This is a genomic window from Cellulomonas soli (assembly GCF_013409305.1).
Classification (GTDB): Bacteria; Actinomycetota; Actinomycetes; order Actinomycetales; family Cellulomonadaceae; genus Cellulomonas; species Cellulomonas soli.
The window spans coordinates 4,095,613-4,108,329 of sequence record NZ_JACBZJ010000001.1 but is presented as its reverse complement, the minus strand read 5'-3'; the positions used below and the strand labels follow the sequence as shown (position 1 = coordinate 4,108,329).

The 12,717-nt window shown below is 73.8% G+C and carries 10 protein-coding genes; 6 read left to right on the top strand and 4 right to left on the bottom strand.

What is annotated here, in order from left to right; genetic code table 11:
* The first annotated feature begins 71 nt into the window (after positions 1 to 71).
* Together BKA22_RS18715 and BKA22_RS18710 are read left to right on the top strand one after the other, a co-directional pair.
* Positions 72 to 2,252, top strand: a complete 2,181-nt coding sequence (locus BKA22_RS18715) for an ATP-dependent DNA helicase (RefSeq protein ID WP_146952324.1) — start codon at positions 72 to 74, stop codon at positions 2,250 to 2,252.
* A gap of 98 nt (positions 2,253 to 2,350) precedes the next feature.
* Entirely contained in the window at positions 2,351 to 3,355 is a 1,005-nt protein-coding gene (locus BKA22_RS18710) for an L-lactate dehydrogenase (protein WP_146952325.1), read from the top strand.
* 158 nt (positions 3,356 to 3,513) lie between these two features.
* On the opposite strand, the gene lexA is transcribed toward BKA22_RS18710, so the two are convergent.
* The gene (lexA, locus tag BKA22_RS18705; protein WP_218867553.1) at positions 3,514 to 4,215 is read right to left on the bottom strand and encodes a transcriptional repressor LexA; all 702 of its coding nucleotides are present in this window, start codon (positions 4,213 to 4,215) and stop codon (positions 3,514 to 3,516) included.
* A gap of 380 nt (positions 4,216 to 4,595) precedes the next feature.
* On the opposite strand from lexA, the gene BKA22_RS18700 reads away from it, so the two are divergent.
* The 3 genes from BKA22_RS18700 to BKA22_RS18690 all read left to right on the top strand — a co-directional run bounded on the left by BKA22_RS18700 (position 4,596) and on the right by BKA22_RS18690 (position 7,706).
* On the top strand, positions 4,596 to 4,961 hold the full coding sequence (locus tag BKA22_RS18700) for a LysM peptidoglycan-binding domain-containing protein (protein ID WP_146952327.1): 366 nt from the start codon (positions 4,596 to 4,598) through the stop codon (positions 4,959 to 4,961).
* A 175-nt stretch (positions 4,962 to 5,136) separates the two neighbouring features.
* On the top strand, positions 5,137 to 5,637 hold the full coding sequence (gene nrdR / locus BKA22_RS18695; RefSeq protein WP_146952328.1) for a transcriptional regulator NrdR: 501 nt from the start codon (positions 5,137 to 5,139) through the stop codon (positions 5,635 to 5,637).
* Between the two features lie 65 nt (positions 5,638 to 5,702).
* Positions 5,703 to 7,706: a S9 family peptidase gene (locus BKA22_RS18690; protein ID WP_146952329.1), complete on the top strand. Its 2,004-nt coding sequence runs from the start codon at positions 5,703 to 5,705 to the stop codon at positions 7,704 to 7,706.
* A 34-nt stretch (positions 7,707 to 7,740) separates the two neighbouring features.
* On the opposite strand, the gene BKA22_RS18685 is transcribed toward BKA22_RS18690, so the two are convergent.
* On the bottom strand, positions 7,741 to 8,778 hold the full coding sequence (locus BKA22_RS18685) for an aldo/keto reductase (protein WP_146952330.1): 1,038 nt from the start codon (positions 8,776 to 8,778) through the stop codon (positions 7,741 to 7,743).
* A 126-nt stretch (positions 8,779 to 8,904) separates the two neighbouring features.
* Here BKA22_RS18685 and BKA22_RS18680 point away from each other — a divergent pair, with 126 nt between their 5' ends.
* Entirely contained in the window at positions 8,905 to 9,096 is a 192-nt protein-coding gene (locus BKA22_RS18680; RefSeq protein WP_146952331.1) for a DUF5302 domain-containing protein, read from the top strand.
* A 67-nt stretch (positions 9,097 to 9,163) separates the two neighbouring features.
* Here the strand turns inward: BKA22_RS18680 and serA are convergent, their stop codons facing one another.
* Both serA and BKA22_RS18670 read right to left on the bottom strand, forming a co-directional pair.
* Entirely contained in the window at positions 9,164 to 10,363 is a 1,200-nt protein-coding gene (serA, locus tag BKA22_RS18675; RefSeq protein WP_146952332.1) for a phosphoglycerate dehydrogenase, read from the bottom strand.
* 46 nt (positions 10,364 to 10,409) lie between these two features.
* Complete coding sequence (locus BKA22_RS18670; RefSeq protein WP_146952333.1) at positions 10,410 to 12,701, bottom strand: HelD family protein; 2,292 nt, start codon at positions 12,699 to 12,701, stop codon at positions 10,410 to 10,412.
* Between the last annotated feature and the right edge of the window lie 16 nt (positions 12,702 to 12,717).

Sequence of the window (12,717 nt, the reverse complement as noted above, 5' to 3'; positions counted from 1 at the left end):
GGCCGGGCGCGGTGCCACGGACGTCGCCTGGCGCGCGTCCGACGACGGCGACCGGCGACTAGGCTTGTCCGATGCCCTCCGCCTCGTCAGTCGCCCCTGACGTGCCCGGTGGCGCTCCTTCGGTCGATGAGCTGCTCGACCTGGCGGTGAGCGCGCTCGGCGGGATCCGCCGTGACGGGCAGCACACCATGGCGCGCACGGTCACCGAGGCGATCGAGAAGGGCGAGCACGTCCTCGTCCAGGCGGGCACCGGGACCGGAAAGTCCCTCGGCTACCTCGTCCCGGCGGTGCGCCACTCGGTGCTCGCCGACGAGCACGTCGTCGTCTCGACCGCGACCCTGGCGCTGCAGCGTCAGGTCGTCACGCGTGACCTGCCGCTCGTCGCCCGGGCGCTGGCGCCACGCCTGCCGCGCGAGCCGCAGATCGCCCTGCTCAAGGGCTGGCACAACTACCTCTGCGTGCACAAGGTGGCCGGCGGCTACCCCGAGGACGAGCCCGGGACGCTGTTCGACCTGGGCGATCACGCCGGGGCGGCCGACCACCCGGCACCCTCCGGTACCGCGGGGGCCGGTGCGGGGCGCGGGGCGGCGTCCGGCGAGAGCCTCGGCGAGCAGGTCCTGCGGCTGCGCGAGTGGGCCGAAGGCACGGACACCGGCGACCGGGACGACCTCGTCCCCGGTGTCACGGAGCGGGCGTGGCGTCAGGTGTCGGTCACGTCGCTGGAGTGCCTGGGATCGCGCTGCCCGATGAAGGACGAGTGCTTCCCCGAGCGCGCCCGCGGTGCGGCGCGCGAGGCCGACGTCGTGGTGACCAACCACGCCATGCTCGGCATCGCGGCCTCCGGCTCGCCGAACGTGCTGCCCGAGCACGACGTGCTCATCGTCGACGAGGCGCACGAGCTCACCGACCGGGTGACCGCGCAGGCCACCTCGGACCTGTCCCTGGCCACGGTCGAGCAGGCCGCGCGGATGGCCCGCCGGCACGGGGGCGTGCCGACCACCGACCTCGACGCGGCCGGCCAGGCGTTGGCGACCGTGCTGGTCGGACTGCCCGAGGGGCGGTTCCCCGACGGGCTCCCGCCGGCGGCGCGGGAGGCGGTCGCGGCTGTGCGTGACGCCGCACGCACACTCCTGTCGGCGCTCAAGCCGAACGCCGCCACGGCAGGCGGGTCCGGGTCCGGTTCCAAGGGTGCGGTGGACGGGGGGCTGAAGGTCGCGAACGCCTCGATGCTCGCGCTCTTCGAGACGGCCGACCGGATGGCCTCCGACCCCGAGGACCTGCGCCACACGGTCCTGTGGTGCTCGCGCACGGAGGACCGTCGCGGTGGGCGCCTGACCCGTCTGCACGCGGCCCCGTTGGCCGTCAACGGACTGATCCGCACGCACCTGCTGGCGGGCCGGTCCAGCGTGCTGACCTCCGCGACGCTCGCCCTGGGTGGGTCGTTCGCCCCGGTCGCGCGGTCGGTCGGGCTCGAGACTCGCCCGGATGCCGAGCCCGTCGGTCCGGACGAGCTCGCGCACGCCGAGGAGGCGGCGACCGGTTCCTCGCAGCCTGCTGGTGCCGACCGGGCGCCCGAGGGGCTGCCGTGGCAGGGCATCGACGTGGGCAGCCCGTTCGACTACCCGCGCCAGGGCATCCTCTACATCGCCCGTCACCTGCCGCCGCCGGGGCGCGAGCCCGCGACCGAGGCCCAGCTCGACGAGATCGCCGAGCTCATCACCGCGGCCGGAGGACGCACGCTCGGGCTGTTCTCCTCCCGGCGTGCCGCCGACGCGGTGGCCGCGGCGATGCGGGACCGGCTCGAGGTGCCGGTGCTCGCGCAGGGGGACGACCAGCTGCCCACGCTCGTGGCGCGCTTCGCGGCGGACGAGCCGACCTGCCTGTTCGGCACGCTCTCGCTCTGGCAGGGCGTCGACGTGCCGGGACCGACCTGTCGGCTCGTGCTGATCGACAGGATCCCGTTCCCTCGCCCCGACGACCCGGTGCGCTCCGCCCGGTCCGAGGCGGTCGCCGCCGCGGGCGGCAACGGCTTCATGGCGGTCTCCGCGACCCATGCGGCGCTGCTGCTCGCCCAGGGTGCCGGCCGTCTGATCAGGACCGTCGAGGACCGCGGCGTCGTGGCCGTGCTCGACCCGAGGCTCGCCACCGCGCGGTACGGGGAGTTCCTCGTCCGGTCCCTGCCGGACTTCTGGCGCACCACCGATCCGGCGGTCGCCCGGTCCGCCCTGCGCCGCCTGTCCGACTCGCACTAGCCTCGAGGCGTCGGCGGGCGCGACCCGGTACCGTCCCTCCACGTCAGGACGGACACGTGCCGGATGCGGGACATGCCGGCACGCGAGGAGGAGGACGCATGACCGAGAGCCGTGACAGCGACGAGGTCGCCCTGGGCCCCACGGGCGGACCGTCGTGGAGGACCTCCAAGGTCGCCATCGTCGGTGCCGGCGCGGTCGGCTCGACGATGGCCTACGCCACGCTCATGCGTGGCTCCGCCCGGACGGTCGCGCTCTACGACATCAACAAGGCCAAGGTCGAGGCCGAGGCGCTCGACCTGGGGCACGGCATCCAGTTCATGCCCATGGCCGAGGTCGTCGGGTCCAACGACATCGCGGTCTGCGCGGACGCGGACGTGGTCGTCGTGACCGCCGGCGCCAAGCAGAAGCCGGGTCAGACGCGCATCGACCTCGCCGAGGCCACGATCTCGCTGATCCGCAAGGTTCTCCCGCCGCTCGTCGAGGTCGCCCCGAACGCCGTGTACGTCCTGGTGACGAACCCCGTCGACATCGTCACGTACGCGGCGCTGAAGATCTCCGGGCTGTCCTCGACGCAGATGTTCGGATCGGGCACCGTCCTGGACTCCTCGCGGCTGCGCTACCTGATCGCGCAGCACACCGGCGTCGCGGTGCAGAACGTGCACGCGTACATCGCCGGCGAGCACGGGGACACCGAGCTGCCGCTGTGGTCGAGCGCGTCGATCGGCTCGGTGCCGTTGCTCGAGTGGAACGGGATCGCCGGACGGGGGCCGCTGACCTCCGAGGTGCGCGACCGGATCGCGCGGGAGGTCGTCGAGTCGGCCTACCGGATCATCGAGGGCAAGGGCGCGACGAACTACGCCGTCGGGCTCGCCGGTTCGCGGATCATCGAGGCCGTGCTCAAGGACGAGAAGCGCATCCTGCCGGTCTCCTCGTTGCTGCACGACTACCACGGGGTCTCGGACGTGTGCCTGTCCGTCCCCGCGATCGTCGGTGCCCGCGGCGTCGGTGACCGCCTCGAGGTGCCGATGTCGGCCGACGAGCTGGCCGGCCTGCGCAGGTCGGCCGAGACGCTACGGGCCGCCGCCCGCCGGTTCGGCCTGTAGCACCCTCGCGTCCGGCGTCGCTGCGGGCGCCCCGACTGACCGCGACGAAGACGCGCCGCGGCCAGGAAGCGAAAGGGCCCGGCCCCTGATCCCCTCGGGGATCCGGGGCCGGGCCCTCTGCTGTCGTCGTCGCTGCGGGCGCCCGGGACAGTCCGCCCTCACAGGCTCCGCAGCACGCTCACCACGCGACCGAGCACCTGGGACTGGTCGCCCGGGATCGGGCTGTACGCGGGGTTGTGCGGCAGGAGCCACACGTGGCCGTCGACCCGCTTGAAGGTCTTGACCGTCGCCTCGCCGTCGATCATCGCGGCGACGATCTCGCCGTTCTCGGCCACGGGCTGCCGGCGCACGACGACCCAGTCGCCGTCGCAGATGGCGGCGTCGATCATCGAGTCGCCGCTGACCTTGAGCAGGAAGAGGTCGCCGTCCCCGACGAGCTGGCGGGGGAGCGGGAAGACGTCCTCGACGACCTGCTCGGCGAGGATCGGCCCGCCCGCGGCGATGCGACCCACGACCGGCACGTACGAGGGCGTCGGCGCGCCGTCGCGCTCGGGTGCGTCCGGGTCTGTCAGCGGGGTGCGGGAGCCGTCCGGGGCCGTCCAGGCGCCGACCCCGCGGGAGTCGTCCGGCTGCACGACCTCGATCGCACGCGGACGGTGCGGGTCGCGGCGCAGGTAGCCCTTGCGCTCGAGGACGGTGAGCTGGTGCTTGACGCTCGAGGGGCTCGTGAGGCCGACGGCGTCCCCGATCTCGCGCATGCTCGGCGGGTAGCCCCGTGACTCCACCGACGTGCGGATCGTCTCGAGGACCAGCCGCTGCCGCGCGGTGAGGCCGTCGCCCTCGGCTCCCTGGGCGGGCAGCGCCCGGACCGACGCGAGCGCCCCGTCGCCCCCGGACGTGTGTCGCGTGTCCGCCACTGCACCCTCCTCCGTCGCGCGGCCCTGGGGCCGCCACCTGCGCGTCCGCCGGACGGCCTCCGCGCCGCGGGCCCCGCGACCCCACCCGGCCCGCCGCGACCCGGACGGTGCCCGCCCGGTCGTGTCGGTGGTGCGTGGTGCGCTTGTCCCGCACCGCCAGCCTACGGACATCGGGCCACCGGATCAAACATCTGTTCGATCGCGTCTCGACAGGAAGCCCGGTCGGTGCTAGAAATCGTACAGGCGTTCGACGAACAGGCGTTCGAACGAGGGGTGGTCGAGCCGGCGTGCCGGTACCGACCTGGGGACCGAGGGAGTGCGCGATGGCGACGATGGTGATCGGTGCGACCGGGCCCAGGGACGTGCGCGTCCGGCGTGCACAGTCCGGTTCGGCGGGGCAGCTGACGCTGACCGCGCGCGGGCGCGCCGTCGTGGTGCTCCTCGCCCTGGCCCTCATCGCGGTGGTCGCACTCGTCGCGACCCGGGCCGACGCCGACGGGCCCGAGGGCGCGCTGGCCGTGCGCACGCACGTGGTGGCCTCGGGGGAGACCCTGTGGGCGATCGCCGAGGGTGTCGCCGAGCCCGGTGACGACGTGCGGGACGTGGTGCTCGAGCTCGTGCGGCTCAATCGGCTGCCGTCGGCGGGCCTCATGGCCGGCCAGTCGATCGTGGTCCCGGTCACGGGCTGAGGCACCGGGACGCCTCGCCGACCGGGGCAACGGACGGATGCGTGTGCGGTGCGCCCCGCGCGCCGTCCTTGCGATCAGGGCCGACGGAGGCCTAGCGTCTCGTGGACGCTGGCGCCAGGGCTCGCGTCCGGCCGTGCGAGGGCATCCCTCCGGGCCCGACCCGAAGAGGTGTGCCGTGCACTGTCCGTTCTGTCGCCACCCGGACTCGCGCGTGGTGGACTCGCGGACCTCGGACGACGGGTCCTCGATCCGTCGTCGTCGTCAGTGCCCGCAGTGCAACCGCCGCTTCACCACGGTGGAGACCGCGAGCCTGTCGGTCGTGAAGCGCTCGGGTGCCACCGAGCCGTTCAGCCGCGAGAAGATCGCGAACGGGGTCCGCAAGGCGTGCCAGGGGCGGCCCGTCAGCGAGGACGACCTCGCACTCCTGGCGCAGAAGGTCGAGGAGACGCTCCGCTCGGCCGGCTCCGCCGAGATCGACGCGTACGAGATCGGCCTGGCGATCCTCGGCCCGCTGCGCGAGCTCGACGAGGTCGCCTACCTGCGCTTCGCGAGCGTGTACCAGGCGTTCGAGTCGCTCGAGGACTTCGAGGCTGCGATCACCGTGCTGCGTGCGGAGCGCGAGGAGCGCGACGGCCAGGGCGACGAGACAGGGTCGGACGCCGCGTCGACGGAATGAGGCGTCCGGGTGGCGCGTCTGAGGACTCGTCCCGACCGCGGCCCCGGACCACGTAGGTTCGACGGGTGATCCCCAGCGACCTCACCCACCTGCACGTCCCCGGTACCGCCGCCCTGCTGCCCGACGGTTCCGGGGCCGTCGTCAGCGTCACCCACCCCGACCTCGAGGCCGACCAGTACGTCGGCCAGCTGTGGTTCGTGCCGACCGGCCCTGCCGACGGTCCGCCGCGACGGCTGACCCGCGGGCACCGCGACACCGCGCCGTCGATCTCGTCGGACGGGCGTTGGGTCGCGTTCCTGCGCAGCCCGCGACGGGGCGTTCCGCAGGTGCACCTCGTCGAGGTGACCGGTGGCGAGCCGTTCGCGGTGACGGACGCCCCGCTCGGTGCGGCCGCTGCGCGGTTCTCGCCGGACGGCGCCAGGATCGCCTACCTCGCCCGGGTGCCCGAGGACGGCCGCTACGTCAAGGACGGCGACCCCGCCGCGGAGCCGCCCCGCCTGCTCACCGCGCCGAAGTACCGCTCGGACGGCATCGGGTTCGTCCGGGACCGCAGGCAGCACGTGTTCGTGCTCGACGTGCCGGTCGAGGGCCCGGCGGTCGCGGCCGGCGCCGGTGTGCCCGAGGCTCTCGCGCTGACCGCAGGAGACCTCGACATCGCGGACCTGCGCTGGATGCCGGACGGGACGCACCTGGTCGTCACGGCGGCCGTGCACGACGGTCGTGAGCGCGACCTGCGACAGGACGCCGTGCTCGTCGACGCCCGGCCCGAGGGTGAGCCGTCGGCGCCGCGGCCGCTCACCGACGCCGGCACCGGGAGCACCCTCGACGTGACCACCGCGGTGCCGACGGCCGACGGTTCCGCGTTGTGGATGCTCGCAGCCGACACGGGCCCGGACGGGCTCGACTTCGTCGCCCAGCTGACCGGTCTCTACCGTCTCGAGCTGACGGGGTCCGGTGACGCCGGGCCTCGGCGGTTGACGGATGCCCAGACCGAGGACCTGGCACCGGGGATCCTGGTTCCCACGGGCGACGGCGTGCTCGTCGCTCGCCTCGAGCGCGGGGCGCAGCACCTGGTCCTGATCGGGGCGGACGGTTCGCAGTCGACGGTGCTGGGCGGGCAGCACGTGGTCTCCGGCGTGAGCGTGGCCGGGGACGCGGTGGTCGCCACCGCGGCGGGTCCGCTCTCCTCGGGTGACCTGTTCGCGGTCGACGTCGCGGGGCGCCGCGAGCAGCTGACCGACCTGTCCGCGCCGCTGCGGGCCACGGGTCGCGTTCAGGCGCCGCGGGAGCTCGAGGCGACCTCGGCCGACGGCTACCCGGTGCACGGCTGGGTCGTGGTGCCGGATGCGGCGCGCCACGGGGCGGGCCCGCACCCGACCATCCTGATGATCCACGGAGGGCCGTTCGCGCAGTACACGCACGCACTGTTCGACGAGGTGCAGGTGCTGGCGGAGGCCGGGTACGCGGTCGTGCTGGGCAACCCGCGCGGGTCGGCGGGGTACGGCCGGGCGCACGGCAAGGCGATCCACCGGGCCTTCGGCACGGTGGACACCGACGACGTGCTCGCGCTGCTCGACGCGGCGCTCGAGGACCCTGCGCTCGACGCGGACCGGGTCGGGGTGATGGGCGGGTCCTACGGCGGTTACCTGACCGCGTGGCTGACGACCCGGACGCACCGCTTCGCCGCAGCGATCGTCGAGCGGGGCTTCCTCGACCCGGTGAGCTTCGTCGGCTCGAGCGACATCGGCTGGTTCTTCGGCCTGGACTACCTCGGGGACCACGGTGACGCGGCCGGGGCGAGCGCGGTCGCCGCCCAGTCGCCCATGGCCCACGTCGGGCAGGTGCGCACCCCGACGCTGGTCATCCACTCCGAGCAGGACTGGCGGTGCCCGGTCGAGCAGGGTCAGCGGTGGTTCGTCGAGCTGCAGCGGCGGGGCGTGGAGTCCGAGCTGCTGCTCTTCCCCGGTGAGGGCCACGAGCTGACCCGCTCGGGGCGCCCGAAGCACCGGGAGGCGCGGTTCGCGCACGTCCTGGACTGGTGGTTCCGCCACCTGCCCGTCGGGGCCTGAGGACGGTGCGCGGGACGCCGGCATCGGCCTGCGCTCACAGGTCGGAGGACCGTGAGCCCCACAGGTTGATGCCGGCGTCCACCGCGTGCTGCTCGATCGCCGACAGCTCGGCCGCGGTCAGCGGTGCGTCGTCGAGCGCGGCGAGGTTCTCGTCGAGCTGTTCGACCGTGCGCGCGCCGACCAGCACGGACGTGACGCGCGGGTCGTGCAGCACCCAGGTGAGCGCGAGCCGCGGGAGGGTGCGGCCGGTGTCGCGGGCGAGCGCGTCGAGTGCGCGCACGTGCCCGATCGCCTCGGGGGTGAGCCACTCGGGCCGCAGCGGCCCTCCGCGGGCGGCGCGGGAGTCGTTCGGGACCCCGTCGAGGTAGCGCCGGCTGAGCATGCCCTGGGCGAGCGGGGAGAAGGCCACGACGGCCAGGTCGGCCTCGGCGCACACCTCCAGCAGCGAGCGTCCGTCCGGACCGGGGTGCTCGACCCAGCGGTTGAGCAGCGAGTACGACGGCTGGTGCACGGACAGGGTGAGCCCGATCTGCTGCGCCACCTCGAGCGCCTGCGCGGTGCGGGCGGCCGAGTAGGAGGAGATCCCCACGGCGCGCGCCTTGCCGGACCGGACGGCGTCGGCCAGGGCGCCGAGCGTCTCGTGCAGGGGGGTCGAAGGGTCGAACCGGTGGCTGTAGTAGACGTCGACGTGGTCGACGCCGAGCCGCTGCAACGACGCGTCGAGCGAGGCGCGCATGCTCTTGCGCGAACCGAACTCGCCGTACGGTCCCGGCCACCCGCGGTAGCCGGCCTTGGTCGTCACGAGCAGCTCGTCCCGGCGCCCGCGCAGCTCGCGGGCCAGGAGGCGGCCGACGGACTCCTCGGCGGCACCGGGCGGCGGACCGTAGTTGTTCGCGAGGTCGAGGTGGAAGACCCCCCGGTCGACCGCGTGCAGCACGAGTCGGCGCTGGTCCTCGAACGCGGTCGCGTGGCCGAAGTTCTGCCAGAGGCCGAGCGAGATCGCCGGGAAGGTCAGACCCCCGACGCGTCGGTGCGGGAGGACGGGTTGGCGGTCGGGGTCCAGGACGTGCACGCGTCGACGGTACGCGAACGGGAGGGTCGCGCAGGCAATGGATTGGCATGCGTGCGTCCGTTCGGCAAGGCTGGGGGTGGTTCGGCGGGCGCTCGTGCTCGTCGCGAAGCGAGAAGGAGGCACGCGATGACGCAGCAGAACGATCCGGCGGCGACCGTCAGCGAGGACGCGAAGGCGAAGTTCCGTGAGGCGCTCGAGCGCAAGAAGGCCGCGCACCACCGCACGGCCGACGGCTCGGCGAACACGGGCAACGTGCACGGCGCGGAGACCGCGGGTCCGTCCCAGCGTCGTTTCCAGCGCAAGTCCGGCTCGGCCTGACCGGTCCTGACGGAAGCATGACGAAGGGGCCCGACCGTCGCGGTCGGGCCCCTTCGTCAGCAGAGGCTCAGGACAGCACGCGCAGCCGCACCGACTCCGGGCGCGAGCGGAGCGCGTCGACGACCGCCTGGTCGACGGCCGAACCGGCGTCCGTGACCACGTAGCCCAGCTCGCCGCGGGTGGCGAGAAGCTGGCCCTCGATGTTGACCCCGTGCTCGGCGAGCGTCGCGTTGACCGCCGCGAGCACACCGGGGACGTTCCGGTGCAGGTAGGCCAGGCGGTGCGCGCCGGGAGGCTGGTCCAGCGCCAGGTTCGGCAGGTTGACGCTCAGCGTCGTCGAGCCGGTCGCCAGGTAGTCGCGCAGCTTGTTCGAGACGAACTGGCCGATCGCGTCCTGGGCCTCCTCGGTCGAGCCGCCGGTGTGCGGGGTGAGGATGACGTTGGGCAGGCCGCGCAGCTCGGAGTCGAACGCGTCGCCCTTGCGCTTGGGCTCGACGGGGAACACGTCGACCGCGGCACCGGCGACGTGCCCGGCGACGACCGCGTCACGCAGCGCGGCGTAGTCGACGACGAACCCGCGCGAGAGGTTGAGGAACAGGGCGCCGGGTCGCATCCGGGCGAACTGCTTCGCGCCGAACAGGCCCGCGTTGCCGCTGCGGCCGTCGACGTGCAGCGTGACGACGTCGGCGACGTCGAGCAGCTCGTCGAGGCTGTCGAGGCGCCGGGCGTTGCCCAGGGCGAGCTTCTCCGCGGTGTCGTAGAAGACGACGGACATGCCCAGGTTCTCGGCGAGGACCGACAGCTGCGTGCCGATGTTGCCGTAGCCGATGATGCCGAGCGTGCGGCCGCGGACCTCGTGCGCGCCGATGGCCGACTTGTTCCAGACGCCGTCGTGCATGGCCTTGTCGAGCTCGGTCTGCCGGCGCGTCAGCGAGATGATGTCGGCGATCGCGATCTCGACGACCGAGCGCGTGTTCGAGAACGGCGCGTTGAAGGTCGCGATGCCGTGCGAGGCGGCCGTGCCGAGGTCGATCTGGTTGGTGCCGATGCAGTACGCGCCGATGGCGACCAGGTCCGTGGCGGACTCGAGCGCCGCGGCCGTGACGTGCGTCTTGGATCGGATGCCCAGGACGTGCACGCCGTCGAGCGCCTCGACGAGCTCGGACTCGTCGAGCGCGCCGGTCCGTGTGGTCACCTCGAAGCCGGCGGCCTCGAGGATCGACCGGGCCTGGGGGTGGAGGTTCTCGAGCAGCAGGGCCTTGAGCACGTCCCTATGGTGCGCCCTGCCCGCCCCTCGGACACAACCCGGTCCGTCACTCGGACAGCACGTCGAACCCCTCGGGCAGCGCCTGGGTGTGCACGACGTGCAACGCGCGGGTCGGTCTGGTCATCGCCACGTAGAGATCGCCGGGGCTCGCGGCGAGCACCGCGCCGGGTTCGACGAGCACCACGACGTCGAACTCGAGCCCCTTCGCCTCCACCGGGGTGAGAAGGACGAGCGGGGCGTCCAGGTCGGCCTGACGCCCCTTCGGCCTCGTGGTTCCCTCCGCCTCACCGTCGGCGCCGACCTGTGCCGGAGCGGCGAGCCGATCGAGCGATGCCTGCACCCGCACGAGGTGCGCCCCCGTGCCGATCACCGCGACGCGCCCACCGCCGACCTCGTCCCGCACCTCGCCGAGCGCGGCGAGGGCGCGGCTCGCCGTCACGTCCTCGAGGGCGTCGGGGTCGACCCGCTCGATGCGCAGCGCGTCGGCGACGTCGCGCGCCGAGGTCAGAGGGCTGACCGGGAGCCCGGCCGCGACCGCGACCCGACCGGCCGCGTGCGCGACCACGGCCGGGGTCCGGTAGTTGACCGTCAGCTCGGCGAGGCGCCACTGGCTGCGCAGCACCGGGTCGAAGACGTTCGCCCAGCTGTGCGCGCCTGCCCGCGCGGTGGTCTGCGCGACATCGCCGACGATCGTCAGCGAGCGGGTCGGCACTCGACGCAGCAGCACGCGCCACGCCATGGCCGACAGCTCCTGGGCCTCGTCCACGACGACGTGGCCGTAGGTCCACGAGCGGTCGGCGGCCGCGCGCTCCGCGGTCGTCAGGGACGGCCCGCTGGCCGCGAACCGGTCGGCGAGCATCTCGGCCGACACCATCGCAGCGGCGCCGCTGGACTCCAGGACGCGTCGGGCGTACTCCAGCTCGCTCGCGCGACGGGCCGCGTCGGCCTTGGCGTGCGCACGAGCGGCCTGGTCGTCCTCGCCGAGCAGCTCGGCGAGCTCGTCGAGCAGCGGGACGTCGGCGGGTGTCCAGTCCGCGTCGGCGTCCCTGGCGAGCAGAGCCCGCTCACGCGGCGACAGGTCGGGCGCCGCCGCCTCGAGGCGGCGCGGCTTGGTGTACAGGTCGCGCAGCAGCCCCTGCGGTGTCAACGGCATCCATGCGAGGTTGAGCGCGATCCGGACCTCGCGCGTCGTGCGCAGCTCCTCGACGATCTCGGCCCGCTCGTCGGCGGGCACCTCCCAGCCGAGCTGCGCGACGTACTGGTCGGCAAGCCTGGACAGCATGTCGCGCACGAAGCTGACACGTGCCTGGTTGTGCGGGCGGTGATGGCGCCGTGCGCGGGCGATGGCCGACTGCACGTCGGGAGGGGTGATCTGCACGGTGCGGCCGTCGACGCGCACGGTCGTGACCTCGCGGGGCACGCGTTCGCGCTGGGTGACGGCACGACCGAGCACCCTGGCCATCACGGCCCGGCCCTTGATCTCGGCGACGGCTTCGTCCTCCGTGCCGCCGGCCACGATCCCCGGCATCAGCTCGGCGACGGTCGTGGTGACCACGCCCGTCTCGCCGAGCGAGGGCAGCACCTGGTCGATGTACCGCAGGAACGTCCTGCTGGGCCCGACCAGCAGGACGCCGGAGCGCTCGAGCACCCGACGGTGCGCGTACAGCAGGTAGGCCGCCCGGTGCAGGGCCACGGCGGTCTTGCCCGTGCCGGGCCCGCCCTGCACGACGAGAGCGCCCGTGAGCTCGGAGCGGATGATCGCGTCCTGCTCGGCCTGGATCGTGGCGACGATGTCGCCCATGTGGCCGGTGCGACCCGCGGCCAGCGCGGCGAGCAGGGCGCCCTCGCCCGAGAGCCCCGCGAGCGCCTGCGCGGCCTGCTCGCCGTCGCCGAGCGAGTCCAGGTCGAGGACCTCGTCCTCGACACCGGTGACGGTGCGGCCCTGCGTCACGACGTGCCGACGACGCAGCACCCCGTCGGGGTGCGCTGCGGTCGCCCGGTAGAAGGCCTGCGCGGCGGGCGCGCGCCAGTCGGTGAGCAGCTGGGTCTGCTCCTCGTCCGTCAGCCCGATGCGGCCGATGTACCGGTGACCGCCCTCGGTGAGGTCGAGGCGCCCGAACGCCAGGCGCTCCTCGACGGCCTCGAGCTGGGCGATCCGGTCCTCGTACAGCGTCGCGAAGGCGTCCCGCTCGCTGCGGTTCTGCGGTGACCCGGACGGTCCCGTGCGCCGCACGGCCGCCAGGCGTGCACGGGTCTGCGCGCGCAGGTCGTCGAGCCGCGCGTAGAGGCCGTCGACCGTGTCCTGCTCCTTGCGCAGCTCGCTCTCGCTGCCCGCCACCTGGTTGCTCCCCTCG

Bases quoted from the DNA above. Each gene is read 5' to 3' on its own strand.
- BKA22_RS18715 (WP_146952324.1), top strand. From the start codon at position 72: ATGCCCTCCGCCTCGTCAGTCGCCCCTGACGTGCCCGGTGGCGCTCCT.
- BKA22_RS18710 (WP_146952325.1), top strand. From the start codon at position 2,351: ATGACCGAGAGCCGTGACAGCGACGAGGTCGCCCTGGGCCCCACGGGC.
- BKA22_RS18700 (WP_146952327.1), top strand. From the start codon at position 4,596: ATGGCGACGATGGTGATCGGTGCGACCGGGCCCAGGGACGTGCGCGTC.
- BKA22_RS18680 (WP_146952331.1), top strand. From the start codon at position 8,905: ATGACGCAGCAGAACGATCCGGCGGCGACCGTCAGCGAGGACGCGAAG.